General features: G+C 72.8%; 22 protein-coding genes. 18 read left to right on the top strand and 4 right to left on the bottom strand.

From position 1 onward, the window contains the following. Positions 1-25: 25 nt before the first annotated feature. The 3 genes from QM782_RS15935 (at position 26) to QM782_RS15925 (ending at position 4,039) form a co-directional block, all read left to right on the top strand. Complete coding sequence (locus QM782_RS15935; RefSeq protein WP_415203882.1) at positions 26-1,168, top strand: hypothetical protein; 1,143 nt, start codon at positions 26-28, stop codon at positions 1,166-1,168. Then, on the top strand, positions 1,165-3,072 hold the full coding sequence (mutL, locus tag QM782_RS15930) for a DNA mismatch repair endonuclease MutL (protein WP_415203881.1): 1,908 nt from the start codon (positions 1,165-1,167) through the stop codon (positions 3,070-3,072). The genes QM782_RS15935 and mutL overlap by 4 nt, the downstream gene beginning before the upstream one ends. Positions 3,073-3,145: 73 nt before the next feature. Continuing rightward, on the top strand, positions 3,146-4,039 hold the full coding sequence (locus tag QM782_RS15925; RefSeq protein ID WP_415203880.1) for an alpha/beta hydrolase: 894 nt from the start codon (positions 3,146-3,148) through the stop codon (positions 4,037-4,039). A gap of 36 nt (positions 4,040-4,075) precedes the next feature. Here the strand turns inward: QM782_RS15925 and QM782_RS15920 are convergent, their stop codons facing one another. Then, positions 4,076-5,026: a LysR substrate-binding domain-containing protein gene (locus QM782_RS15920; protein WP_415203879.1), complete on the bottom strand. Its 951-nt coding sequence runs from the start codon at positions 5,024-5,026 to the stop codon at positions 4,076-4,078. A gap of 96 nt (positions 5,027-5,122) precedes the next feature. Here QM782_RS15920 and QM782_RS15915 point away from each other — a divergent pair, with 96 nt between their 5' ends. From QM782_RS15915 to QM782_RS15850, 14 genes are all read left to right on the top strand, one after another. Then, a complete protein-coding gene (locus tag QM782_RS15915) occupies positions 5,123-5,878 on the top strand; it encodes a sulfite exporter TauE/SafE family protein (RefSeq protein WP_415203878.1) in 756 nt (251 codons plus the stop codon). Positions 5,879-6,497: 619 nt separating this feature from the next. Continuing rightward, a complete protein-coding gene (locus QM782_RS15910) occupies positions 6,498-7,424 on the top strand; it encodes a LysR family transcriptional regulator (protein WP_415203877.1) in 927 nt (308 codons plus the stop codon). A gap of 324 nt (positions 7,425-7,748) precedes the next feature. After that, entirely contained in the window at positions 7,749-8,717 is a 969-nt protein-coding gene (gene miaA, locus QM782_RS15905) for a tRNA (adenosine(37)-N6)-dimethylallyltransferase MiaA (RefSeq protein WP_415203876.1), read from the top strand. Beyond that, positions 8,714-9,379: an ABC transporter ATP-binding protein gene (locus QM782_RS15900; RefSeq protein WP_415203875.1), complete on the top strand. Its 666-nt coding sequence runs from the start codon at positions 8,714-8,716 to the stop codon at positions 9,377-9,379. The genes miaA and QM782_RS15900 overlap by 4 nt, the downstream gene beginning before the upstream one ends. Continuing rightward, positions 9,366-11,936 (top strand): FtsX-like permease family protein, encoded by a 2,571-nt coding sequence (locus tag QM782_RS15895; RefSeq protein WP_415203874.1) that lies wholly within the window; start codon positions 9,366-9,368, stop codon positions 11,934-11,936. Before QM782_RS15900 ends, QM782_RS15895 begins: the two co-directional genes overlap by 14 nt. A gap of 44 nt (positions 11,937-11,980) precedes the next feature. Then, the gene (locus tag QM782_RS15890) at positions 11,981-12,649 is read left to right on the top strand and encodes a TetR family transcriptional regulator C-terminal domain-containing protein (RefSeq protein WP_415203873.1); all 669 of its coding nucleotides are present in this window, start codon (positions 11,981-11,983) and stop codon (positions 12,647-12,649) included. A gap of 395 nt (positions 12,650-13,044) precedes the next feature. Continuing rightward, a complete protein-coding gene (locus QM782_RS15885; protein ID WP_415203872.1) occupies positions 13,045-13,632 on the top strand; it encodes an NAD(P)H-dependent oxidoreductase in 588 nt (195 codons plus the stop codon). A gap of 10 nt (positions 13,633-13,642) precedes the next feature. Next, complete coding sequence (locus QM782_RS15880; protein ID WP_415203871.1) at positions 13,643-14,974, top strand: amidohydrolase family protein; 1,332 nt, start codon at positions 13,643-13,645, stop codon at positions 14,972-14,974. A gap of 16 nt (positions 14,975-14,990) precedes the next feature. Beyond that, positions 14,991-15,860, top strand: coding sequence for a creatininase family protein (locus tag QM782_RS15875; protein WP_415203870.1), 870 nt, complete (start codon positions 14,991-14,993; stop codon positions 15,858-15,860). A gap of 76 nt (positions 15,861-15,936) precedes the next feature. Further along, a complete protein-coding gene (locus QM782_RS15870) occupies positions 15,937-16,917 on the top strand; it encodes an ABC transporter substrate-binding protein (RefSeq protein WP_415203869.1) in 981 nt (326 codons plus the stop codon). Further along, positions 16,914-17,813 (top strand): ABC transporter ATP-binding protein, encoded by a 900-nt coding sequence (locus tag QM782_RS15865; RefSeq protein WP_415203868.1) that lies wholly within the window; start codon positions 16,914-16,916, stop codon positions 17,811-17,813. The genes QM782_RS15870 and QM782_RS15865 overlap by 4 nt, the downstream gene beginning before the upstream one ends. Next, positions 17,810-18,703 (top strand): ABC transporter permease, encoded by an 894-nt coding sequence (locus QM782_RS15860; protein WP_415203867.1) that lies wholly within the window; start codon positions 17,810-17,812, stop codon positions 18,701-18,703. Before QM782_RS15865 ends, QM782_RS15860 begins: the two co-directional genes overlap by 4 nt. Before the next feature lie 13 nt (positions 18,704-18,716). Continuing rightward, complete coding sequence (locus QM782_RS15855; protein WP_415203866.1) at positions 18,717-20,087, top strand: FAD-binding oxidoreductase; 1,371 nt, start codon at positions 18,717-18,719, stop codon at positions 20,085-20,087. Beyond that, entirely contained in the window at positions 20,084-20,542 is a 459-nt protein-coding gene (locus QM782_RS15850; RefSeq protein ID WP_415203865.1) for a RidA family protein, read from the top strand. Before QM782_RS15855 ends, QM782_RS15850 begins: the two co-directional genes overlap by 4 nt. Positions 20,543-20,680: 138 nt before the next feature. Here QM782_RS15850 and QM782_RS15845 read toward each other — a convergent pair whose 3' ends face one another. From QM782_RS15845 to QM782_RS15835, 3 genes are all read right to left on the bottom strand, one after another. After that, positions 20,681-21,313, bottom strand: a complete 633-nt coding sequence (locus QM782_RS15845; protein ID WP_415203864.1) for a DUF6683 family protein — start codon at positions 21,311-21,313, stop codon at positions 20,681-20,683. 604 nt (positions 21,314-21,917) lie between these two features. Next, the gene (locus QM782_RS15840) at positions 21,918-22,850 is read right to left on the bottom strand and encodes an electron transfer flavoprotein subunit alpha/FixB family protein (protein WP_415203863.1); all 933 of its coding nucleotides are present in this window, start codon (positions 22,848-22,850) and stop codon (positions 21,918-21,920) included. A 13-nt stretch (positions 22,851-22,863) separates the two neighbouring features. Next, on the bottom strand, positions 22,864-23,613 hold the full coding sequence (locus QM782_RS15835) for an electron transfer flavoprotein subunit beta/FixA family protein (protein WP_415205662.1): 750 nt from the start codon (positions 23,611-23,613) through the stop codon (positions 22,864-22,866). 1,108 nt (positions 23,614-24,721) lie between these two features. Here QM782_RS15835 and QM782_RS15830 point away from each other — a divergent pair. Further along, positions 24,722-26,344 (top strand): GMC family oxidoreductase, encoded by a 1,623-nt coding sequence (locus QM782_RS15830; protein WP_415203862.1) that lies wholly within the window; start codon positions 24,722-24,724, stop codon positions 26,342-26,344. The last annotated feature ends 30 nt before the right edge of the window (positions 26,345-26,374 follow it).

Below are 26,374 nucleotides of genomic sequence, written 5' to 3'. Positions count from 1 at the left end.
CGGCGGGGACCAAGGAGAGAAACACGTGCTTTCCCGGCAGATCAAGGACAGCGGCACCCTGCTCGACAGCGTGGACGCGATGCGCAACTGGCGCGCACTGGTGCTGTTGCTGATCACGCTGGTCGTCGGCGCGCTGCTGATGGGCCTGGGCACGCTGCTGGCCGGCTTCAGCTACTTCTTCGTCGCGCTGTTCGCCATCGGCGCCTACGGGGTGATGTTCTACGGCGTCAACGCCGCCGGCGTGATGCTGATGGACGAGGCGCACGGCCAGCGCTCGCGCTCCATCGTCGACGCGGTCGCGCATTCGCTGGCGCACTCGCACCGCCTGCTGCTGGTCTACCTGTGGCTCGCGGCGCTGTACCTCGCGGGCCTGGCGCTGCTGGCCGTCGTGGTGTTCGCCTGCAAGCTGCCGCTGTTCGGGCCGATGCTGTACGCGGTGGTGTTCCCGCTGGCCGTGGCCGCCAGCGGCGTGGCGCTGTTCGCGCTGCCGATGGTGGTGTTCCCGCTGTCGGCGCCCTCGGTGTGGAACGGCGCCACGGCGCGGGAATGCGTGAGCCAGCTGATCGCGATCTCGCGGCGCCGGCTCGGCATGGTGCTGGTGCTGATGCTGGTCGTGGCCTGCATCGCGGCGCTGGTGGGGCTGCTGATTGCGGCCGTGCTGTTCGGCGGCGTGGCGATCACGGCCGGCGTGTCCGGCCCGATCCTCGGCAGCGTGGACATCTCGGGCGGCTTCGACGCCGCCGGCCGCAGCGCGCATGCGGCGGCGGCCGGCTTCGGCAGCAGCGTGCTGTTCGCGGCGGCCTGCACGCTGCCGGGGCTGGTGTACCTGCGCGGCGTCAGCACCGTGTACCTGCAGGCGCTGGACGGGCTGGACCTGGCGGCCGAGCAGGCCCACGTGGACGCCCACCTGGACTACGCGGTCGAGAAGGCGCGCGAGCTGCAGGAGCAGGCCCAGGCCCGCGCGCAGCAGATGGCCGAGCGCGCCCGCGCCACGGCGGCAGCGGCCACGGGCGGCGGCGCCGCCGCCGATCCGTCCGTCGCCGATCCGCCTGCCGACGCCGGCACGCCCGCATCGGCACCGGCACCGGCGACAGCCTGCCCATCCTGCGCCGCCGCGGTGCAGGCCGGCGACACCCATTGCGCCGCCTGCGGCCGGGCGCTGACGTGAACGCCGCGCTGCCCGCCGCCGGCGCGCGCCGGCGCATCCAGGAGCTGCCGGACGAGCTGGTCAGCCAGATCGCCGCCGGCGAGGTCGTCGAGCGCCCGGCCTCGGTCGTGCGCGAGCTGGTGGACAACGCGCTGGACGCCGGCGCGCACCAGGTCACCGTGCGCCTGCTGGCCGGCGGCGTGCGGCTGATCGCGGTCGAGGACGACGGCATCGGCATCCCCGCGGCCGAGCTGCCGCTGGCGCTGCGCCGCCACGCCACCAGCAAGATCGCCAGCCTGCAGGAGCTGGAAGGCGTGGCCACCATGGGCTTTCGCGGCGAGGCGCTGGCGGCGATCTGCTCGGTCTCCGACATGGCCGTGCTGTCGCGCCCGGCCGACCAGGCCCACGCCATGCTGCTCGACGGCCGCACCGGCGAGATGAAGCCGGTCGCGCGCGCGGCCGGCACCACGGTGGAGGTCAAGGAACTGTTCTTCAGCACGCCGGCCCGGCGCAAGTTCCTGAAGACCGACGCGACCGAGCTCGCGCACTGCGTCGAGGCGGTGCGCCGCCACGCGCTGGCGCGGCCCGACGTGGGCTTCGCCGTCTGGCACGAGGGCAAGCTGGTCGAGCAGTGGCGCGCCTGCGCCGACGGCGACGACGGCGGCCTCACCCAGCGCATGGCCGACGTGCTGGGCGACGACTTCGTCGAGCGCTCGGTCGCGGTGGACTACGCCAGCCACGCCCAGGCCGAGGCCGGCGGCCCGCTGATCCGCGTGCGCGGCCGCGCCGGCATCCCGGACGCCGCGCGCGCCCGCGGCGACCAGCAGTTCGCCTACGTCAACGGCCGCTTCGTGCGCGACAAGGTGCTGGGCCATGCCGCCCGCAGCGCCTACGAGGACGTGCTGCACGGCCAGCGCCAGCCGGTGTACCTGCTGTACGTGGACATCGATCCGGCGCGCGTGGACGTGAACGTGCACCCGACCAAGATCGAGGTGCGCTTCCGCGACAGCCGCGAGGTGCACCAGGCCGTGCGCCACGCGATCGACCAGGCGCTGGCCGCGCCACGCGCCGCGCTGGCCGGTGCCATGCCGGCCCCGGCGCCGCAGCGCCCCGCCGCGCCACCGACCTGGCAGCAGCCGGCCATGGCCTTCGCCGAACGCCCGCCCGAAACGCCGCCGCCGGCCGCCGAGGCACCCGCGCCCTGGAGCAGCCCCGCGCCCACCGCCCGCGTGGCGCAGCCGCCGGCCGCCTGGAACATCCCCGCCGGTGCGCCCGCGCTGCCGGCCGCACCGGCGCCGGCACCGACTCAGGCCGACCCGGCGCCCGCCGCCGACAGCCCCGCCTGGCCACTCGGCCGCGCCCTGGCCCAGCTGCAGGGCATCTACATCCTGGCCGAGAACCAGCAGGGCCTGGTGGTGGTGGACATGCACGCCGCGCACGAGCGCATCGTCTACGAGCGCCTGAAGGCCCAGGCCGACCGGCAGGCCCTGGCCAGCCAGCCGCTGCTGATCCCGGCCACCTTCGCGGCCACGCCGCAGGAGTTGGCCACGGCCGAGGCGCACGCCGACACGCTCGGCGAACTGGGGCTGGACGTGGCGCCGTTCTCCACGCGCACCCTGGCGGTGCGCGCCGTGCCCGCCAGCCTGGCCCACGGCGACGCGGTGGCGCTGGCGCGCAGCGTGCTGGCCGAGCTGGCCCAGCACGAGGCCAGCGGCGTGGTCGAGCGCGCCCGCAACGAGCTGCTGGCCACCATGGCCTGCCACGGCGCCGTGCGCGCCAACCGCCGCCTGACGCTGGAGGAGATGAACGCCCTGCTGCGCCAGATGGAGGCCACCGAGCGCTCGGACCAGTGCAACCACGGCCGGCCGACCTGGCGCCAGATCACGGTGCGCGAGCTGGACCAGCTGTTCCTGCGCGGACGGTGAGATGGGCGCCGCAGAGCCCACGCCGCCGCCGCGGGATTGAACTTCCGCCCCGCCTGCCGAGTCTCTGCCCGCCATGCGCAGCACCTCGCTGATCGCCCTGCTGCTGTCGCTGCTGGCCGCCATCGCCGTGGTCAGCGGCTGCGGCCTGCTGGACGAGCGCCAGCGCGACTGGATCTTCCAGCCCGGCGACCGCAGCTGGGGCCACAGCGCCGCCATGGCCGAGGGCATGGAAGACGTGTGGATCGACTTCCACTCGCAGGTCTCCGGCCGGCCGGTGCGCCTGCACGGCCTGTGGCTCCCCGCCGGCCAGCCGGCGGACGGCCCGGTGCTGCTGTACCTGCACGGCGCGCGCTGGAACGTGCAGGGCTCGGCGCCGCGCATGCGCCAGATGCAGGCGCTGGGCTTCGCGGTGCTGGCCATCGACTACCGCGGCTTCGGCAAGAGCACGACCGAGCTGCCGTCCGAGGACCGCGCGTTCGAGGACGCCCGCGCCGCCTGGGACTGGCTGGCCGCGCACCACCCCGGCCGGCCGCGCTACATCTTCGGCCACTCGCTCGGCGGCGCGATCGCGATCGACCTGGCCTCCAAGGTCGACGACGAGCGCGGCGTGCTGGTCGAGGGCACCTTCACCTCCATCCCCGAGGTCGCGGCCAGCATGAAATGGGGCTGGCTGCCGATCGGCTGGCTGATCACCCAGCGCATGGAGTCGGTGCGCAAGGTCGCGCGCATCGGCTCGCCGCTGCTGGTGGTGCACGGCTCGGACGACCGGCTGATCAGCCCGGACATCGGCCGCCGGCTGTACGACGCCGCCCGGCAGCCCAAGGCCTTCGTGGTCGTCGAGGGCGGCACCCACCACGACACCATCGTGCGCGGCCACGACCAGTACCGCAGCGCCCTGCAGGCCCTGTTCGGGCCCTGGCCCGGCCCGGCGCCGGCCGACGCGCTGGCGCTGACGGACCACCGGTAGCGCGGGCCATGCCGCCACCGTTCCAGGCTGCCGCTGCTAACCGCCGGCGCGGCAGACCTCCCGCAGCGCCTGGGCGAACAGCGCATCCGCCGCACGCACGGACTCCTGCGCCCGGCGAAACAGCGTGACCGGCGGCAACGTCCAGCCGAAGCGGTGCGCGACCACGCCCACACCCGCCAGGCGCGCCAGTTCCTCCGCGATGTCCGCCGGCACGATGGACACCGCTCGCTCGTTGGCGGCGATCAGTTCGCCGATCACCTTGGCCGACAGGCTCTCCACCAGTGGCGCGGGAGGCGGCACGTTGGCGCGGAGAAAGAAGTCGGTGATCTGCTCGCGCATCGGCGTATCGCGCTGGCCCAGTACCCAGTCCAGCTGCGCGAGCTCGGCCCACGACAGCGGCCCGCGGCCGAGCCGCGTCGCCAGGCGCCGGTGCGCGATGAGCCTCGGCTCCTGCTCGTAGAGCACCTCGTGCACGAGGCCATCCATCGACAGGATGGGGGAAGCGCGGCCGACGACACAGTCCAGCGCATGGGCGCGCAGTTGCGCCAGCAGATGGTTGCTGGTGTTCTCGTGGATCGTCACCGTGATGCCGCGCCCCTGCAGGCGAGTCCGCCCGATGGCCGCCGCCAGCAGCCGACCGGGGATGAAGGGGATCACGCCGATCTGCAGGTGCGCCGCATGGCCGGCGCCGACCGCCTCCATGTCGCGCGCCCAGTGCCCGAGGTCCTGCAGCATGGCCTGGGCACGGCCGAGTGCCGCTTTGCCCAGCGGCGTCGGCGCCATGCCACGGACCGAGCGCGTGAACAGCGCCGCGCCGAACATGGCCTCCAGTTCGGCCAGGGCGTGCGTCACCGCCGGCTGGGTGGTGGCCATGTGCTCGGCCACGCGCGTCAGGGAGCCATGCTGCTCGATCAGGCACAGCATGACGAGGTGGCGCATCTTCAGGCGCGCGCGCAGCCGGGCCTGGAGTTCATCGGAGCGGAGCATGCGAAGCCATGAGGTCTTTGGGATGGATCGATCCCATTTTCGAATGATCGCCTCATGGCGTGCCCGCCACAATGCCGGGCAGCGAGGAGGATGGGCATGGAGGCGAACTACATCGTCGTGGCACTCGGCGCCGTCGTGGCGGGCTTCGTCCAGGGGCTGTCGGGCTTCGCCTTCGGCATGGTGGCGATGTCGTTCTGGGCCTGGGCCCTGGAGCCGCGCCTGGCGGCGGCGCTGACGGTGTTCGGCGCGCTGACCGGGCAGCTGATCGCCGCCGTCTCGGTGCGGCGCGGCTTCGACGCCCGGCGCCTGCTGCCGTTCGTGCTGGGCGGGCTGCTCGGCGTGCCGCTGGGCGTCATGCTGCTGCCCCGGCTGGACGTCGACTGGTTCAAGGCGGTGCTGGGCACGCTGCTGGTGCTGTGGTGCCCGGCCATGCTGATGGCGCGCAGGCTGCCGCGCATCGCCTGGGGCGGGCGGCTGGCCGACGGCGCCGTGGGCCTGGCCGGGGGCGTGATGGGCGGCATCGGCGGCTTCACCGGCACGCTGCCCACCCTGTGGTGCACGCTGCGCGGCATGGACAAGGATGCGCAGCGCGCGGTGATCCAGAACTTCAACCTCTCGATGCTGCTGGTGACGATGGGCACCTACCTCGCCACGGGCGTCGTCACGCGCGCGATGGTCCCGCTGTTCGCCGTCGTCGCGCCGGCGATGCTGGTGCCCACGCTGCTGGGCACCCGGCTCTACACCGGCATCGACGAGGCCAGGTTCCGGCAAATCGTGCTGGGCCTGCTGACGATGTCGGGCGTCGCGCTGCTCGCCTCGGCGCTGCCGCGCCTGCTCGGCCGGTGGGCCTGAGAAACTGTGGACGCGTCCCTCGCTCCCACGCGAGGCCACCGATGAACGACACGGCCCCCGGGTGAATTGACGCGCCCGGCGGAAGTCCCGCCCCGTTCCAGCTGCACGATCGCGGCCTCGTCGGTGAACCGCGCGCACCACGCGGACACGAGGCGCGGCCCCGGGGCCTGGTCGAGCGCCGCGATCATGCCTTCGCAATCGGCCACCCGCCCCGCCGCAGGGCAGGCAATCTCGTCGATCGCCGCCGCGTGGCCCGGGTGCAGCGGCAGCCGCAGCTCGCCGCTCATGCCCAGCGCGCGGCCGCGCCGCGCCGAAGCCTGCAGGTCCCCGATGGCATGCGCCTGCTGTCCCCCGCCGACCGGCAGCTTGCCAGCGTCGCGCACGGCCATCACGGCGCGCAACGTCATGTACAGCGTCTCGCGGCCTCCGGCGGACCGGGGATCGGCGCATCGGCCTGGCTGCCGACGGACTCCTCGATTCCGACGGGCCTCGTGGCCGGGCACGAAGAGGAGCGAACGGATGGGTTCATCGACCATGGCATAGGTGTTGTCTCCTTGTTCGCCGGGTGGAAGGGGGATAGGCTTTCGCCTTTGCGCTCTCGGAACGGCTTTTCTCGGAAATGTCTGGAACCTTCAACAAAGTCCACCTCATCCGCCAGGTCGACCTGTTCACGCTCAAGCTGTTCCTGACCGTGATCGAAGAAGGCCAGGTCGGCCGCGCGGCCGCACGCGAGAACATCGCGGCCTCGGCGGCCACCAAGCGCATCCAGGATCTGGAGGCGATCGTCGGCGCCGAACTGTTCGACCGCAATCCACGGGGCGTCATTCCGTCGGCCGCAGGCCTGGTGCTGGCGCGCCACCTGACGAAGGTCTTCAACGCCTTCGAAGACGTCCGGCGCAACCTCGGCGAGCTGAGCGAAGGCGTGCGGGGCATGATCCGCGTGGCGTCGACCGGCGGGATTATCTCCCGCTACGTGGCGCACGACGTGGCGGAGTTCGCACGCGATTTCCCATTGGTCGACATCGACCTGCAGGAACACATGAACGGCAGCGTGCTGCGCGCCGTGGCCGCGGGCGAAGTCGATGTCGGCGTCTTCGTCTCGACGCCCGGCCTGCCGGAGGACGAGATCGACACGATCGAATACCGCCAGGACCGGCTCATCGCGCTCGTCCCGGCCGGCCACCCGCTGGCCGACCGGCCCTACGTGAAGATGCGCGAGCTGTTCGAGCACACGTACATCGCGCTCTCCCCGCGCACCAGCCTCATGGCGCACGTGCGCCAGGCGGCCGCGGATGCCAGGCTCGATTTCAAGCCGAAGTACACCGTCAACAGCGTCTATGCGGCAACCGGCCTCGTGCGCATGCAGCAGGGCGTCACGATCCAGCCGGAACACATGCTCATGCCGCGCGACATGGAACTGGTGCGCACGGTGCCGCTGGACGAGCCGTGGGCATTGCGCCGCCTCGTGGTGGCCAAGCCCCGCGAGCGCGGCCTGTCGATGGCGATGCGCAACTTCATCACGCAGCTCACGCGGCAGCCGGTCTAGCCGCCGCGTACCTGCCACTGCGCGACGCCGTCGCAGCTGGCAAAACGCCCTGCGCGCGTTGGGCGGCTGCGGGCACGTGGCCCGGCCGGCCAGTGCCACGCTGTTCAGGCGTCGCCACGGCCGCCGATGCAGCGTTCAACCTGGACCCGGCCCGCGCCTGCGCGGCAGGCCGCCGCGGTGCGCTGGTGGCGAGGCCGGCTCGCCGGCGGCATCCGTTCCCCGCATCGCCGCCCCGGCGCGACGCCGGCTTTTCCTCGAGGCCTCGGCGGGCTTGCGACAATGCGCCGCTGCGGCGGCCGCCCCGGGCCGCCGGCAGCCCGCAGCGTGCCCGCCTCCTCCCATCCCTCTCCTCCGGATCCCGCCTGGATCGGCCTGGCCGGCCCCACGGCCAGCGGCAAGACCGCGGCCGCGCTGGCCCTCGCCGCGCGCCGGCCGGTGGAGATCGTCAGCGTCGATTCGGCCCTGGTCTACCGCGGCATGGACATCGGCACGGCCAAGCCCAGCGCCGCCGAGCGCGCGGCCGCGCCGCACCACCTGATCGACATCCGCGACCCGCGCGAGGCCTACAGCGCCGCCGAGTTCGTGGCCGACGCGACGCGGCTCGTCGGCGAGATCCGCGCGCGCGGCGCGCTGGCGCTGCTGGTCGGCGGCACCATGCTGTACTTCAAGGCGCTGATGGACGGGCTGGACGCGATGCCGCAGGCCGACCCGGCCGTGCGCGCCGCGCTGGACGCCGAGGCCGCCGCGCGCGGCTGGCCGGCGCTGCACGCCGAGCTGGCCGCCGTCGATCCGGCCACGGCCGCGCGGCTGGCGCCGCACGACGCGCAGCGCATCCAGCGTGCGCTGGAAGTCTGGCGCACCAGCGGGCGGCCGCTGTCGTCGTTCCATGGGCGCGGCCGGGGCTACGCCGGGCTGCCCGGGCGCCTGGTCTCGCTGGAGCCGCAGGACCGCGCCTGGCTGCACGCGCGCATCGCCGAGCGCTTCGACGCGATGCTGGCCGCCGGCCTCGTGGACGAGGTACGGGCGCTGCGCGCGCGCGGCGACCTGCAGGCGGACCTGCCGTCGATGCGCTGCGTCGGCTACCGCCAGGCCTGGATGGCGCTGGACGCCCTGCCCGACCCGCAGGCGCCGCTGCCGCCGGCCGCGCTGGCGCGGCTGCGCGAGCAGGGCATCGCCGCCACGCGCCAGCTCGCCAAGCGCCAGCTGACCTGGCTGCGCGCGATGCCCGCGCGCGAGGTCGTGGCCTGCGACGCACCGGATGCGCTGGCGCGCGTGCTGGAGAAGCTGGCGTGACCGCGGCGCTGCAGGTCGAGGGCCTGGCCCGGCGCCATGGTGCGTCCGTGGTGTTCGAGGGCGTCTCGTTCGCCGTCGCGCCCGGCGAGTTCGTCGCCATCGTCGGCGAGTCCGGCGTCGGCAAGTCCACGCTGCTGAACTGCGTCGCCGGGCTGGACCACTGGAACGCCGGCCGTGTGCACCTGGCCGGCCAGGACCTGGGCCTGCTCGACGACGACGCCCGCGCCCGGCTGCGCCGACGCGCGCTGGGCTTCGTGTTCCAGGCCTTCCACGTGCTGCCGCACCTGGACGTGGCGCAGAACGTGGCGCTGCCCCTGCTGCTGCTCGGCCGGCGCGACGGCGACGCCGAGGTCGCCGCCATGCTCGACGCCGTCGGCCTGGGCGGCCTGGGCGCGCGGCTGCCGCAGCAGCTCAGCGGCGGCCAGCTGCAGCGCGTGGCCATCGCCCGCGCGCTGGTGCACCGGCCGCCGCTGCTGCTGGCCGACGAGCCCACCGGCAACCTGGACCCGGCCACGGCCGCGCGCATCACGGACCTGCTGGTCGGCCAGGTGCGCGCCACTGGCGCCGCGCTGGTGCTGGTCACGCATTCCGAGGCCGCTGCCGCGCGCGCCGACCGCGTGCTGCGCCTCACGGCCCGGGGCGTCGCCGATGGCCCGCGCTGAGCCGCGCGTGCTGGCCGCGCTGCTGCGCGGCTTTTCCTGGCAGGAGCTGCGCCACCACCCCTGGCGCAACGCCGCGGCCCTGGTCGCGGTGATGCTGGGCGTGGCGCTGGCGTTCTCGGTGCATTTGATCAACGCCTCGGCGCTGGACGAGTTCGCCAGCGCCGTGCGCGCCGTGAACGGCCAGCCCGACCTGGAGCTGCGCGCGGCCCAGGGCGGCTTCGACGAAGCGCTGTACGCCCGCGTGGCCGCCCATCCCCAGGTGCGCCAGGCCAGCCCGGTGCTGGAGCTGCAGACGCTGGCCGCCTCGCGCGCGACCGGTGCCGAGCGGCTGCCGCTGCGGGTGCTGGGCCTGGACGCGCTGCGCGTCGGTGCCTTCGCGCCGGAACTGCTGCCGGCCGTGGCCGGGGACCTGCCCGACGCGCGCGAGGCCTGGTTCGCGCCCGCCACGGTGTTCCTGAACCCGGCCGCGCAGCAGGCGCTGGGCCGCGACGGCCTGCAGCTGCAGAGCGGCCTGGCGCTGCGGCCGGTGCGCGTGGCCGGCAGCGTGGCCGCCGGCGGCCCGCCGCTGGCGGTCATGGACATCGGCGCCGCGCAGGACCTGTTCGGCCGCCTGGGCGAGCTGACGCGCATCGACCTGCAGCTGGCCGGCGGCACCGACCGCGCCGCGCTGCTGCGCGAACTGGCGCTGCCGGCCGGCGTGCACGCGCAGACGCCGGGACAGGAGGCGCAGCGCGTGTCCAACCTCTCGCGCGCCTACCGCACGAACCTGACGGCGCTGGCGCTGGTGGCCCTGTTCACCGGCAGCTTCCTGGTGTTCTCGGTGCTGTCGCTGTCAGTCGCGCGGCGCGGCCAGCAGTTCGCGCTGCTGGGCGTGCTGGGGCTCACCGCTGGCGAGCGCCGCCGGCTGGTGCTGGCCGAATCGGCCGCGCTGGGGCTGGCCGGCAGCCTGGCCGGCCTGGCGCTGGGCACGCTGCTCGCGGCCGCGGCGCTGCGCCTGCTGGGCGGCGACCTCGGCGGCGGCTACTTCGCCGGCGTGGCGCCGCCGCTGCAGTGGAGCGGGTCCGCGGCCCTGCTCTACGGCGCGCTGGGCGTGGCTGCCACGCTGGCCGGCGGCTGGTGGCCGGCGCGCGCGGCCGGGCAGTTGCCGCCGGCCCAGGCGCTCAAGGGCCTGGGACCGGCGCCCGCCGGCCGGCGCCGCCAGCTGGCCGGCCTGGCGGCGGTCGCGGCGGGCGCGCTGGCGGCGCTGGCGCCGCCCGTCGCCGGGCTGCCGCTGGGCGCCTACCTGTCGGTCGCGCTGCTGCTGGTCGGCGGCATCGGCACGCTGCCCTGGCTGGTCGAGGCCGTCTACGACCGGCTGCAGCCGCGCGTGGCCCACCACCTGCTGCCGCTGCTGGCCGTGGAGCGCGCGCGCCGCGTGCGCGGCAGCGCGGCGGTGGCCGTCAGCGGCGTGGTCGCGGCCCTGTCGCTGGCGGTGGCGCTGACGGTCATGGTCGCCAGCTTCCGCACCTCGATGGTCGAATGGCTGGACCGCGTGCTGCCGGCCGACCTGTACCTGCGCCCGTCGGCCAGCAGCGGCGCCGGCGACGCGGTGTTCTTCGCCCCCGGGACCGTGGCCGCCATCGCCGCCAGCGAGGGCGTGGCGCGCGTCGCGGCGACGCGCCAGCGCAGCCTGCAGCTGCAGCCCGACCGGCCAGCCGTGCAGCTGCTGGCGCGCGCGCTGGACGATCCGGCCGCCAGCCTGCCGCTGGTCGGCCCGGCGCTGCCGGTGCCGGCCGGCATGCTGGGCGTCTACGTCAGCGAGCCCATGGCCGACCTGCACGGCGCGCGCCCCGGCAGCACGCTGGATGCGCTGGCCGCGGCCGTGTTCCCGCAGGCGCGGCCGGCGCCGCGCCTGTTCGTGGCCGGCGTCTGGCGCGACTACGTGCGCCAGTTCGGCGCGGTGCTCGTCCCGCTGGCGGACTACCAGCGCCTGAGCGGCGACGCGCGCGTGAACGAGCTGGCGGTCTGGCTGGCGCCGGGCGCCGACCTCGGCGCGCTGCAGCAGCGCCTGCGCGGGCTGGTCGACGCGCAGTCGCCCGGCGCCGGGGCGCTGCTGGCGTTCGCCTCGGTGGCCGACCTGCGCGCCCGCTCGCTGCGCATCTTCGACCGCAGCTTCGCCGTGACCTACTGGCTGCAGGCCGTGGCCATCGCCATCGGGCTGTTCGGCGTGGCCGCCAGCTTCAGCGCGCAGGTGCTGGCGCGGCGCAAGGAGTTCGGCCTGCTGGCCCACCTGGGGCTGACGCGCCGCCAGATCCTGGCCGTGGTCGCCGGCGAAGGCGCGGCCTGGACGCTGATCGGCGCCATCGCCGGCCTGGCGCTGGGCCTGGCCGTCGCCGTGGTCCTGGTGCACGTGGTCAACCCGCAGAGCTTCCACTGGACCATGGACCTGCATGCGCCCTGGGGGCGGCTGGCGGCGCTGTGCGCGGCGGTGGTCGCGGCCGGCACGGCGACGGCCTGGACCGCCGGCCGCGCGGCCGCCGGGCGCGACGCGGTGCTGGCCGTGAAGGAAGACTGGTGAGGCCGCCGCCCGCGCGGCCGCGTGTATTCTTCGCCGCTGCCGCCATGAACCCCGACACCGCCGTGCGCCTGACCGATCTCCTCGCCCCCGCGGCGCCCCGCACGCGCGCCCGCCCGGGGCGCGAGCGCATCCTGGCGGACATCCGCGCGGCGGCCATCACCGAGTTCAGCCAGAACGGGCTGAAGGGCACCTCCACCCAGGCCATCGCCGACCGGGCCGGCCTGACCAAGCCGCAGCTGCACTACTACATCGCCGGCAAGGAGGAGCTCTACAACGAGCTGCTGATGCAGGTGCTGCACGACTGGAAGGTGGTGTTCGCCTTCGACGAGCAGGCGGACGACCCGGGCCGCGTGCTGGCCGCCTACATCCGGCAGAAGCTGGACCACGCCTTCGACAAGCCGGAGATGTCGCGCATCTTCACGCGCGAGGTGCTCGACGGCGGGCGCAACCTGGAGCGCTTCTGGCCCGCGTCGCGGCAGTGGACGCAGCAGAAGATCGACATCATCGACGGCTGGATCGCCCGCGGCCGGATGCGCCCGCTGGACGCCGGCCTGCTGCTGCAGCACATCTGGGCCATGACCCAGTACCACGCCGACTACGCGCTGCAGGCGCGCGCCATGGACGGCCTGCCCGGCAACGCCGGCGTGGACCGCGAGCCGGTGGCGCGCGAGCTCATCGCCTTCGTGCTGGCGGGCTGCGGCATCACCCCCTGAACTGAAACACCCCCGGTCTGCGCGCTGCGCCAGCCCCCTCCAGGGGGCGGAGGGCCGCAGCTCCAGGCCTGCCTGCGCAGGCCTGGACGGTCCGACGAGGGCAGCTCCTCGGGAACAGCTACGGCCTGCACGGCACGCCTGCGGTCCGGCCAAGCCGGCCCACGGCGCCCGTTGGCATGGCCTGCGCCACGGCCGTTCGAACCACTGCTGAGCCCGGTTGCATGCGCCGCGGGTGGCGCGCCAGCGCCGTGGACAACTGAGCTGAAGAACGCCCCGCGTCCGCCCGGCACGCGCGGCGGACCAGGGCAGCGCCGATGCGCCAATGCAGTGCGCACCGGCTGGCACATGCCTTGCATGGAATCTGACCACTTGCTCTGATTAAGCGGTCAAACCCCATGCGCGTGTTCGTCGTGTACTGCCACCCGGTCGAAACCAGCTTCGCCGCCGCCATGCACCAGGAGGTGGTGCGCCAGCTGCGCGGCGCCGGCCACGAGGTGGACGACTGCGACCTGTACGCCGAGGGCTTCGACCCGGTGATGTCGCGCGAGGAGCGGCTGGGCTACCACGCGGTGCCGGGCAACCGCGCCCCGGTGCAGGCCTACGTCGACCGGCTGCACCGCGCCGAGGCGATCGTGTTCTGCTTTCCGACCTGGTGCTTCGGCCTGCCGGCCATGCTCAAGGGCTGGTTCGACCGCCTGCTGATGCCCGGCGTGGCCTTCGACCTCAGCGACCCGGCCCACGTCCGGCCGATGCTCACCAACATCCGCCGCATCAGCGCCGTGGTGACCTACGGGCGCCCGCGCTGGGTGGCCTGGTACATGGGCGACCCGCCGCGCAAGATCATCACCCGCTACATGAAGCGGCTGACGGCCGCGCAGGCCCGCGTGGACTACCACGCCCATTACCACATGAACGTGGCCACGCCCGAACAGCTCGCGCGCTTCAAGGCCCGCGTGGGCCAGGCGATGGCGAAGTTCGCCTGAGAGGCACGCCATGCCATCCGTCACCAGCCTGCACGACGTGCGCCTGCCGCGCTGGCTGCTGCCCGCCGGCTGGCCCGCGGCCCAGGGCGCGCCGGCCACGGCACGCATCGACATCGCCCAGGGGCGCATCGCGGCGGTGCGCCCGGCCGCGGCCGATGCCGCGCCAGACGCGGCGCCGGGTGCCTGGCACCTGCACGGCGCGCCGGCGCTGCCCGGCTTCGTCGACGCGCACGTGCACCTGGACAAGACTTTCACGCTGCCGCGCATCCGCCACATCGCGCCCGGCCTGCTCGGCGCCATCGAGGCCATGCTGGCCGACCGCGCCGGCTGGACCGCCGGCGACGTGCACGCACGCGCCAGCCGCGCGCTGCAATGGGCCTGGGAGGCCGGCAGCACCCGCCTGCGCACCCACGTGGACTGGTGGGAGGCCGGCCGCCAGCCCGTCGCCTGGCCGGTGCTGGGCGAACTGGCCGCGGCCTGGCGCGGCCGCATCCGCCTGGAGCGGGTGGCCCTGATGCGCCTGGACTTCCATGCGGACGCGGCCGAGGCCGACCGGCTGGCCCGCCTGGTCGCCGCCGGCGGGCCCGATGCGCTGCTGGGCGGCTTCGTCCACACCGCGCACTGGAACGAGCCGGCGCTGCGCCACCTGCTGCTCGCCGCGCAGCGCCATGGCCTCGACGTCGACCTGCACGTGGACGAAGAGCTGGAGCCTTCGGCCCGCGGCCTGGCCGCCGTCGCCCGCATGCTGCGCGAGATCGGCTTCGCCGGTCGCGTGGTCTGCGGCCATGCTTGCGCGCTGGCGGCGCAGGACGAAGCCACCGCGCTGGCCACGCTGGACGCGGTGGCGCGCGCGCCGATCACGCTGGTGGCGCTGCCCGCCACCAACCTGCTGCTGCAGGACGCCGCCGTCGGCCGCACGCCGCGCCGGCGCGGCCTCACGCTGGTGCAGGAGGCGCGCGAACGCGGCATCCCGCTGCTGCTGGCCAGCGACAACGTGCAGGACCCGTTCTGCCGCCTGGGCAGCTACGACCCGGTCGACGCGCTGGCCGCCGGCGCGCTGGCGGGCCAACTGCCCGACCCGTTCGACACCTGGTCCGAGGCGCTGTGCCGCGCCGACTGGCTGGACCGCACGCCCGCCGCGCCCCCGCTCGTCGGCGCGCCGGCCGACCTGGTGCTGTTCGCCGATGCCGACGCGCACGGCTTTCCGTCGCGCGCCGCGCGCCGCGTGGTGCTGCGCGCCGGCCGCGTCGCCCACGGCGCGCCGCCCGCCCACTGGGCACCGCAGGCCGCTGCCGCCGCGCCGCAGCGGCAGGCGGCGCCGGCCTTCGCTCCCTCCTCCTGACCCTTCGAGGCTCCCCATGCTCCACGGCTACATCCCGCCCCACCGCTTCCTGCCCTACCTGAGCTGGACCGACATCAACCAGCTGCCCGACCGCGAGAACACGGTGATCGTGCTGCCCTGCGGCGCCATCGAGCAGCACGGGCCGCACCTGCCGTGCTCGGTGGACAGCGTCATCGCCTCCGGCGTGATGGGCGAGGCGCTGCGCCGCCTGCCGCCGCAGGTGCGCGCCTTCGCGCTGCCGGCCATCACCTACGGCAAGTCCGAGGAGCACCTGCACTTTCCCGGCACCATGACGCTGACCGGCACCACGCTGCTGGCCACCGTCGTCGAGATCGGCGAGTCGGTCTACCGCGCCGGCTTTCGCAAGCTGCTGTTCGCCAACGGCCACGGCGGCCAGCCCCAGGTGCTGGAGATGGCCGCGCGCGAACTGCGGCTGCGCCATGGCGACTTCGTGGTGGTGCCGCACGGCGTCACGCGCCTGCCCAGCGCGGCCAGCCGGCAGGTCAGCGAGCAGGAGAAGAAGCTGGCCATGCACGCCGGCCATTCCGAGACCGCGCTGATGCTCGCGCTGGCGCCCGAGACGGTGCACATGGAGCGCGCCGTCGCCAACTACCCGCCGGCCTTCCCGATCAAGCTGCTGTCGGGCGACGGCCGCCCGGCCTGCGCCTGGACGGCGCGCGACTTCGGCCCCAGCGGCGTCATCGGCGACCCGACCGCGGCCACGCGCGCGCAGGGCCAGGAGATCCTCGACACCCTGGCCGACAGCTGGGTGCAGGCCCTGACCGAGCTGTACCAGCTGCGCTGGCTGGTGCGCGAGGAGCCCACCTGGGAGCGCGGCCACCAGACCGGCTTCATCCAGCCTTCGTTCGAGCCGGCCGCCGCCTGACAGAGCCGGCCTGGCCCGATTCGTGCCGCACCCGTTCCGACACCGTCCCTTCCCACGCCTTCCGGAGAACCCCGCCATGCGCCACCGCCCCGGCCCCCTGCTCGCCACCGCCGCGCTATGCGCCGCCGCCTTCGGCGCCCAGGCGCAGGAGAAATTCGTCTACATGACCAACTGGTACGCCCAGGCCGAGCACGGCGGCTTCTACCAGGCCGTGGCCACCGGCCTCTACAAGAAGCACGGGCTGGACGTGAGCATCAAGATGGGCGGCCCGCAGGTCAACATCATGCAGGTCATGGCCGCCGGCCAGGCGGACTGCATCATGGGCTCGAGCGACCTGCAGATGATGCGCGCCCGCGACAACGGCGTGCCCGTCGTCACCGTCGCCACGACCTTCCAGAAGGATCCCCAGGTGCTGATCGCGCACGAGGACGTGAAGTCGATGGAGGACTTCAAGGGCAAGACCATCCTCATCGCCGGCAACGCCTACCAGGGCTACTGGGCCTGGGTGAAGGCCAAGTACGGCCTGAGCGACGCGCAGGTCAAGCCCTACACCTTCAACATCCAGCCCTTCCTGGCGGACAGGAACACGGTGCAGCAGGGCTTCCTCACCTCCGAGCCCTTCGCCATCCAGAAGGCCGGCGTGAAGGCCAACACCTTCCTGCTGGCCGACCACGGCTACACCTCCTACGCCTCCACCATCTCGTGCATGGACAAGACGGTGGAGACGCGGCGCCAGGCGGTGGCGGCGTTCGTCAAGGCCTCCGCCGAGGGCTGGAAGAGCTACCTGGCCGACCCGGCGCCGGGCAACGCGCTGATCCGCAAGGACAACCCCAACATGAGCGAGGAGCAACTCGCCTACAGCGTGGAGCAGCTCAAGAAGATGGGCATGGTCACCTCGGGCGACGCGGTCACCGGTGGCATCGGCGTGATCACCGAGGCGCGCGCCAGGGCGAACCTGAAGATCCTGGTCGACCAGAAGTTCGTCGACCCGGCCAAGGTGGACATCGCCAAGGCCTACCGGCTCGACATCGCGCAAGCGGCGAAGGTGCTGCCATGACGGCGGCGACGCCCGCCCCGGCATCGCCGGCCGTCGAGATCCTGTCGGCGCAGAAGACCTACCCCAACGGCACCGTCGCGCTGCAGCCGGTCGACCTGACCATCCAGCAGGGCGAGTTCGTCACGCTGCTGGGCCCCTCGGGCTGCGGCAAGAGCACGCTGCTGAAGATGATCGCCGGCCTGCTGGAGCCCAGCGACGGGCGCCTGCTGCTGTGGCGCACGCCGGTGGCGGCGGCGCAGGCGGGCGAAGGCAAGCACCAGGAAACGCCGGGCCGCCCCAAGTTTCCCGGCGCCCCGCGGGGGACGGGCGGGGCGGAGTCCGGCCCTGGCGGCCGCAGGATGGCCTTCGTGTTCCAGTCGCCCACGCTCATGCCCTGGGCCAGCGTGCAGGCCAACGTGCGCCTGCCGCTGGACCTGGCCAAGGTGCCGCGCGCCGAGGCCGACGCCCGCGTGGCCGAGGCGCTGGCGCTGGTGGGCCTCGCCAAGTTCGCCAAGGCGCTGCCGCGCGCGCTCTCGGGCGGCATGCAGATGCGCGTGTCGATCGCACGCGGCCTGGTGGTGCAGCCCAACCTGCTGCTGATGGACGAGCCCTTCGGCGCGCTGGACGAGATCACGCGCCACAAGCTCGACGCCGACCTGCTGGCGCTGTGGCGCAAGAAGCAGCTCACCGTCGTCTTCGTCACGCACTCGATCCACGAGGCGGTGTTCCTCTCCAGCCGCGTGGTGGTGATGGCCGCGCGCCCGGGCCGCATCGTGGAGGAGGTGCGCATCGACGCGCCCTACCCGCGCAGCGAGGAGTTCATGGTGTCGTCCGAATTCCAGCACTACGCCAAGTACCTGCAGCGCTGCCTGCGGGCCGCCAGCCAGCCCACCGACGAGGAGGCCACCGCATCATGAGCATCACCTGGAACGCCGCGCCCGCCCCGGCGCCCACGCCCGCGCAGGCGGCCCCCGCGCCCGCCGCCCCGGCGGCACCGCCGCGCCGGCGCGCCGTGCCGCTGCTGCACCAGCCGCGCGTGCAGCGCCTGGTGCTGCCGCTGCTGGTCGGCCTGATCCTGGTGGGCGGCTGGCAGGCCCTGGTGGACGGCCTGGAACTGCCGCCCTACCTGGTGCCCTCGCCGGCGCTGATGATGCAGACGCTGCTCGTCGACGCGGCGATGCTCGGCAGCTCGCTGCTGGTCACGCTGAAGATCACGGTGCTGTCCTTCGTCGTCGCCACGGTCGTGGGCGTGCTGGTCTCCTTCCTGTTCGTGCAGAGCCGGCTGATCGAGACCGCGCTGTTCCCCTACGCCGTGCTGCTGCAGGTCACGCCCATCGTGGCGGTGGCGCCGCTGATCATCATCTGGGTCAAGGACCCGACCGCCTCGCTGGTGATCTGCGCCACGCTGGTGGCGTTGTTCCCGATCATCAGCAACACCACGCTGGGGCTGCGCAGCGTCGATCCGGACCTGCAGGCCTATTTCAGGATGAACCACGCCACCCGGCTGCAGACGCTGCTGCGCCTGCGCGTGCCCAGCGCGCTGCCCTACTTCTTCGGCGGGCTGCGCATCTCCAGCGGGCTGGCGCTGATCGGCGCGGTGGTGGCCGAGTTCGTCGCCGGCACCGGCGGCAGCGCCACCGGGCTGGCCTACCAGATCCTGATGGCCGGCTACCAGCTCAACATCCCGCGCATGTTCGCCGCGCTGCTGCTGATCTCGCTGACCGGCGTGGCGCTGTTCGCGCTGATGGCCTGGGCCACGCGGGCCGCGCTGGGCTCGTGGCACGCCAGCGAGATGTCCCATGACTGAGGAGGCCGCCACCATGAACGCACCCCTGTACCCCATCGAGCAGCTGCAGCTGGAGCTGCCCGAGCTCGACTGGATCACCGACCCGAACCGCATCGAGCGCCTGTCGCAGGACTTCTCCTGGTTCAGTCCGGTGCTCAAGCGCCAGCTCGAAGGCAAGGTGGCCGACACCGTCGTGCGCCCGCGCACCGAGGACGAGATCCGCCGCCTGGTGGCCGCCTGCGCCCGGCTGAAGGTGCCGGTCACCATCCGCGGCAGCGGCACCGGCAACTACGGCCAGACCACGCCCCTGGCCGGCGGCGTGGTGCTCGACATGACCGGCTACGGCACCATGCTGTGGGTGCGCCCCGGCGCGGCGCGGGCGCAGGCCGGCATCCGCCTGCACCAGTTCGAGAAGGCCGCGCTGCGCAGCGGGCAGGAGCTGCGCTGCATGCCCTCCACCTACCGCAGCGCCACGCTGGGCGGCCTGTTCGGCGGCGGCTTCGGCGGCGTGGGCTCGATCAACTTCGGCCCGCTCGGCGCGCCGGGCAACGTGCTCGGCCTGAAGGCGATGACCATCGAGCCGGAGCCGCAGGTCGTCGAGCTGCGCGGCGCCGAGGCCATGCGCATGCACCACCTGTGGGGCACCAACGGCCTGGTGCTGGAGCTGGAGATCGCCCTCGCGCCGGCCCAGCCGTGGCTGGAGACGCTCGCCACCTTCACCGACTTCGACGCCGCGCTGGCCTTCGCCGACGCGCTGGCGCGCGCCCCGGGCCTGGCCAAGCGCGAGGTGGCCTTCTTCGCCAGCCCGGTGCCCGACCACCTGACGCAGCTGGCGCAGTACCTGCCCGCCGGCTGCCACGCCGTGCTCTCGCTGGTGGCCGAGGCGGGCGAGGAGGCGCTGCAGGCGATGGTCGCGGCGCACGGCGGCACGGTGACCTACCGGCGCACCGCCGAGGAGGTGGCGAAGTCCAACCGCACGCTGATGGAGTACACGTGGAACCACACCACGCTGCACGCGCTGCGGGTGGACAAGAACCTGACCTACCTGCAGACCAGCTTCACCCCGGGCGAGCACGTGCGCCAGATCACCGAGCTGACGCAGCGCTACGCGGGCGAGGTGCTGATGCACGCCGAGTTCCTGCGTTCCATGGACGGGCTGCTGACCTGCAGCGCGCTGCAGCTGGTGCGCTTTTCCTCCGAGGAGCGGCTGGACCAGATCATCCAGGAGCACCGCGACTACGGCGTGCGCATCAACAACCCGCACGTGCACATCGTCGAGGACGGCAAGGCGGGCGGCGACCTGGCGCCCGACATCCTGGCCATGAAGGCGCGCTTCGACCCGCTGGGCCTGCTGAACCCGGGCAAGCTGCGCCACTGGCCGGTGGCGCCCAGGCCGGCGCCATGAGCACCGGCGCCCCCATGGCCCGCTACGCCGCCGCGCGTCGCATGGGCGACTTCGTCTTCATGAGTGGCGTGGTGGCGGTGGACCCGGCCACGCGCCGCGCCGTCGCCCGCTACGAGGACCTGCCGGAAGAGGCGCAGGCCGCGCTGCGCACCCTGGGCTACCAGACGGGGCAGATGTCGGTGGACGTGTTCGAGGCACCGATCGTCGCGCAAAGCTGGTTCGTGCTGGCGCGCATCCGCGACCTGGCCATCGCGCACGGCGGCAGCATGGCGCAGGTCGTCAAGCTGGTGCAGTACTTCCGGCGCCTGCCCGACTACGCGCACTTCAACCGGGTCCGCGGGCTGTTCTATCCCGACGAGCCGCCGGTCAGCACCGTGGTCGAGGTCAACCGCTTCCTGCCCGGCGACGAGGCGCTGGTGGAGGTGGAGGCGACGATGTACCTGCCGCGCGAGTAGAGTTCCACGGGGCCCGGCGTCGAGCCGGCCAATCCAATGCACGGGCGCGGCGTGCTGCGCCCGCCCTGCAGGCCGGAAAGCCGCAGCACGCACCTCGAACGCTCGGCAGGCCGGATCCAGGCCAGTGCCGGGACACCGCTACCGCAGCGCCATGCCCTTCGGACCCAGCGACAGGCGCGTCACATCGCCCTTGACGAACTGGCCGAGGTACTGGCGTGCGGCATCACGGGTGCGCTGTGCCAGGCCGGCATCCGGCCGGGACCTCAGCCCCATCTGCGTGGTCGCCATGAACATGCCGATGATGGCCAACTGTTCGTAGGCCTCGCGCTTCTCGCGCGCCGACACCTTGGCGAAGCCGGGCACCGAGGCCATGGCCGTGCGCATCTGGCGCACCAGCGGGGCGAAGTGCTCGTCGGGGAAGTCCGCGCCATGCAGGGCCATGTAGCAGCCGGCGACGAATGCCGCCGCCGCCCCGCCGAGATCGCCCGGGGGAATCGAGAACCGCTTCTCGATCTCGGCATAGGACCGCAGCAGGGACCTGAAGGTCGCCTCGGCCTCCGCACGGCTGGCCGCCGGATAGCCCGACGCCAGCCTTGCGGGCATCGAGACGGCGGGCGAAGGCGTGGTGACGAGCTGCGAGCGGGCCTCGGCGGGCCGCTCGTCCTTGCTGCCGAGCGCGATGTCGTACTGGATGGCCTGGTAGTACCACGACGAATCCAGGATGCCCAGGTTGCCCATGTCGTACATGGGCCCGTAGGCGCGTGCCAGCATGGGGAGCACCAGCCACAGCAGCCAGAAGAAACGCCGCGGACTACGCATCGAGCACACCTCCGGAACAGGCCCAGTCGGCCGCCGCCATGATTGCAGAGTCCTTCGGGAATGGCCCCAGGCCAGTTGCAACAATGCACAAACGGCACCCCTCGGGCACCAGGGTGCGGCGCGGCGAAGGCTTCGGCGCTTTTTCGCGGCGGCGTGCCGCCGCATCGCCTTGCCCGGGCTCAGGCCGGCCACGCGCTGCTGGAGCAGCCTGCGGTTCTCGCTCCCCGAGCTGGCGCAGCCGTCGCGGCCCCGATGGGCCCACGCCGCCTGCTTCCGCGCAAAAGCACTCGGCCTGTCGGTGAACCGGCACTTCCCCACGGCATGTACTCCGGGCCCGCTGCGTGGCCCCATCGTGCCGGTCGTACTCCGTCACCGAACGGTGCTGGATGCCGGGCCAGGGTCCATTGCCGTGGCTGGCCTCCCGGCCCGGCGGGTCATTCGATGGCGGCGCTGGCCTGCATGGCCGGCGCGTCGAGCAGCACCTCCATCGGCCCGGCGGGGCCGTCGAGCAGCTGCACGCCCGCCGCCGGCGCGGCCGGCTCCAGGCCCATGGCGCTCAAAGCGCCTGGACCAGCTCCGGCACGGCCTGGAACAGGTCGGCCTCCAGCCCGTAGTCGGCCACCGAGAAGATCGGCGCCTCCGGGTCCTTGTTGATCGCCACGATCACCTTGGAGTCCTTCATGCCGGCCAGGTGCTGGATCGCCCCGCTGATGCCCGCGGCGATGTACAGCTGCGGCGCCACGATCTTGCCGGTCTGCCCGACCTGCAGGTCGTTGGGCGCGTAGCCGGCGTCCACCGCCGCGCGGCTGGCTCCGATCGCCGCGCCGAGCTTGTCGGCCAGCGGGGTCATGACTTCGTTGAATTTCTCCGCGCTGCCCAGCGCCCGTCCGCCGGAGACGATGATCTTGGCGGCGGTCAGTTCGGGGCGTTCGCTCTTGGCGATTTCCGAGCCGAGGAAGGCGCTCTTGCCGGTGTCGGCGACGGCGGCGAGGCTTTCCACCGCGGCGCTGCCGCCGCTTTCGGCGGCAGCGTCGAAGCCGGTGGTGCGCACGGTGATGACTTTGACGCTGTCGCCGCTTTGCACGGTGGCGATGGCGTTGCCGGCGTAGATCGGGCGCTCGAAGGTGTCGGCGCCGATGACTTTGGTGATGTCGCTGATCTGGGCGACGTCCAGCCTGGCGGCTACGCGCGGGGCGACGTTCTTGCCGCCGGCGGTGGCCGCGAACAGGATGTGGCTGTAGCCGCCGGCGATGGCCAGGACTTGGGCGGCGATGTTTTCGGCCAGGGCGTGGGCCAGGCTGGGGGCGTCGGCGTGCAGGACTTTGGCGACGCCGGCGATCTGGCTGGCGGCCTGGGCGGCGGCGCCGGCGTTGTGGCCGGCGACCAGCACGTGGACGTCGCCGCCGCAGGCTTGGGCGGCGGTGACGGTGTTCAGCGTGGCGCTTTTGAGGCTGGCGTTGTCGTGTTCGGCGATGACGAGGATGCTCATGGCGTGTCTTTCTTCAGATGACCTTGGCTTCGTTCTTGAGCTTGGCCACCAGGGTGGCGACGTCGGGGACTTTGATGCCGGCCGAGCGTTTGGGCGGTTCGCTGACTTTGAGGGTCTTGAGCTTGCTTTGCACGTCTACGCCGAGGTCTTCGGGCTTGACGGTCTCCAGCGGCTTTTTCTTGGCCTTCATGATGTTGGGCAGCGTGACGTAGCGCGGCTCGTTCAGGCGCAGGTCGGTGGTGATGACGGCCGGCGTGGCCAGTTCCAGCGTCTCCAGCCCGCCGTCGACTTCGCGGGTCACCTTGACTTTGTCGCCGGTCACTTCGACTTTGCTGGCGAAGGTGGCCTGGGGCAGTTCGGCCAGCGCCGCCAGCATCTGGCCGGTCTGGTTGCAGTCGTCGTCGATGGCTTGCTTGCCCAGGATCACCAGCCCGGGCTGTTCCTTGTCCACCAGGGCCTTGAGCAGCTTGGCCACCGCCAGCGGCTGCAGTTCGGCGTCGCTTTGCACCAGGATCGCGCGGTCCGCGCCGATGGCCATGGCCGTGCGCAGCGTCTCCTGGCATTGCGCCACGCCGCAGGACACCGCCACCACTTCCGTGGCCGCGCCTTTCTCCTTCAGGCGCACCGCCTCTTCCACCGCAATCTCGTCGAACGGGTTCATCGACATCTTCACGTTCGCAATGTCCACCCCGCTCGCGTCCGACTTCACCCGGACTTTCACGTTGTAGTCCACCACGCGCTTGACGGGGACGAGAATTTTCATGATCGGGATTCCTTCAAAAAAGTAGGACTGGGAAAGCTGCGGCACGTGCTCGGCCACGTGCCCGGAATCATGGGGGGTGGTGGCCTCCGGCTCGATGAAGGCCTCGGCCTGCGGAATCAGGGTGTGCCCGGCGTCCAGGCCGTCGAAGACCGCCTTCGGGCCTCGTGCCCAGGCCCAGTGGGCGGACTCGGGCAGATCAACACCGCGCGCCCATGCACGTCTGGATGGGCACGGCAGAACGGCCTGCCCGTGCATGGGCTGCCGGGGAAATCGCAGTCATCATGACCGGCAGCGCCGTGCCGGCCAGTGGGCGAAACATGGAATGCATGCGCTTGTCTCCTGCCGTGATTCGAACGAGTCCACCACGATAAGAAGCGGTGGAAGAAGGGTCAATTGCCGATACGCGAACCAGCCCTTCGACAACACCGAATGGCAGCCGGGGACACACCGTCTCCATGCCTCGACGCTGCACGGGTCCCCATGGCGGGCCCCGCATTTGCCATGTGCGCCGCAGCACCGTGGCGAGAACCGAGGCCGGTACACGAAAGCACCGGCCGTTCCGGCCGCCGGCCCCTTCCGCCTGCCGTCGCGCCGGCCAGGGTCAGCCCACGGCACCTCCTGCCATCGCGGCCATCAAGAAGATCGACAGGCCGCTTCCGCAGCCAGCGCGTTCGCCAATGCGGAATCCGCCCTTCTCCATTCGGAACTTGGTTTCCGGCGCATGAGGCCCGAGACTTTTCGCAGGAGACATCGACATGCGCGCTTCCGCCCGCCGCCTCGCCCTGGCCACGCTGGCCCTTCCCTGTTCACCGTCGCCGCTCTGCCTGCCGCCGCGCCGCACAAGCCACCCGCGCACTTCTTGGCCGGCCATTCGGCTGGTGGCCCGGTGGACCAGGCCGCGCGCCTGTTCGCCGTCGCACCGGCCAAGGGGCCGGGCTCCCCGGTCGCCGTGGCGAACGAGCCCGGTGCCGACGCCGCGCTGGCTGGCCGCGAGCTGCTGAACGCCAGGCCCGGCGGCATCCGTCGGCTCAGGCCGCTCCACGAATGCCGGCAACGGCCACCTCATCCAGAAGAAAGCGGTGCCAGACGGCGGCTGCACGAGGAACCCATGGACATCTATGACTACATCGTGGTGGGCGCCGGCTCGTCGGGCTGCGTGGTGGCAAGCCGCCTGTCCGAAGACCCGAGAACGCGCGTACTGCTGATCGAAGCCGGCGGCAGCATGGACGCCTTCTGGGTCAACACCCCCGCGGGCATGGCCAAGCTGTTCGGCAGCGAGCGCTACAACTGGCGCTTCAAGACCCAGCCCGAGCCCATGCTGGGCGGCCGGCAGGTGCAATGGGACCGGGGCAAGGGCCTGGGCGGCTCCAGCAGCATCAACGGCATGATCTACATGCGCGGCCAGCCCGAGGACTATGACCTGTGGGAACGCCTGGGCAACCCGGGCTGGGGCTGGAACGACGTGCTGCCCTACTTCAAGCGCTCGGAAAACAATGCGAGCCTGCACGACGCCGCGCATGGCGACCAGGGGCCGCTGTCCGTGACCGACCCGGTGGAAGTGCATCCCTCGGCCGAGGACTTCGTCGCCGCGAGCGTGAACGCCGGCATTCCGCGCACCCGCGACCTGAACGCGCCGCCCCACCCCGGCGTGGGCGTGCGCCAGTACACCATCAAAGGCGGGCAGCGCCACACCACGTACAAGGCCTTCATCGAGCCGGTGCGCCACCGCTCCAACCTGTCGGTACTGACCGACGCGCATGTCGCCCGCGTGCTGCTCGATGGCGAGCAAGCCACGGGCGTGGAGGTGCTGCACGGCGGCCAGCGCCGCCAGATCGCGGCGGCACGCGAGGTGATCCTGAGCGCGGGTGCGCTCGCCTCGCCGCAGCTCCTGATGCTCTCGGGCATCGGCGAGGCGGCGCAGCTGCAGCGCCACGGCATCGCCGTGCGGCATGCGCTGCCCGGCGTGGGCCGCAACCTGCAAGACCACTGGTATGCATCGCTGACCTGGCGCGCCACGCCGGGCAGTTCGGTCAACCACCGCCTGAGCGGCCTGCGCAAGTACCTCGAAGGCGCGCGCTACGTGTTCACCCACGGCGGCTACCTGGCGCTGGGCGCGGCCCCGGTGTCGGCCTACACGCGCAGCAGCAGCGCACCGGACGCGCGGGCGGACGTGCAGCTCACCTTCAACCCCATGAGCTTCTCGGGCACGCCCACGGGCGAGGTGGCGGCCGACGGCTATCCGGGCGTCTCCGGCTCGGTGGTGCTGCTCACGCCCGAGTCGCGCGGCCACATGGAACTGGCGAGCGCCGACCCGCTGGCCGCGCCGCTGTTCCGTCCCAACTATTTCAGCGCCGAGAACGACATCCGCCGCCACGTCGGCGGCCTGCGCCTGCTGCGCCAGATCATCGGCACGCCGCCGCTGAGCCGGCGCGTGGTGGAGGAAGTCAAGCCCGGCCCCGGCTGCGAGAGCGACGCGCAGCTGTTCGAGCACATCCAGCGCACCGGCGGCACGGGCTGGCACATGGTGGGCACCTGCAAGATGGGCAGCGATGCCGGCGCCGTGGTCGATGCGCGACTGCGCGTGCACGGCGTGCGGCGGCTGCGCGTGATGGACGCGGCCATCATGCCCCTGGTCACGGCCGGCAACACCAACGCCCCCTGCATCATGATCGGCGAGAAGGGCGCGGACATGGTCCGCGAGGACGCGCTGGCGCCTCGCGTCATCGCTTGAATCACCAAAGAGGCACGGCGATGACAGCGA

The sequence above is a fragment of the Pseudorhodoferax sp. genome (genome assembly GCF_047601025.1).
Taxonomy (GTDB): domain Bacteria; phylum Pseudomonadota; class Gammaproteobacteria; order Burkholderiales; family Burkholderiaceae_C; genus Pseudorhodoferax.
This window is presented reverse-complemented; position numbering and strand designations above follow the sequence as displayed.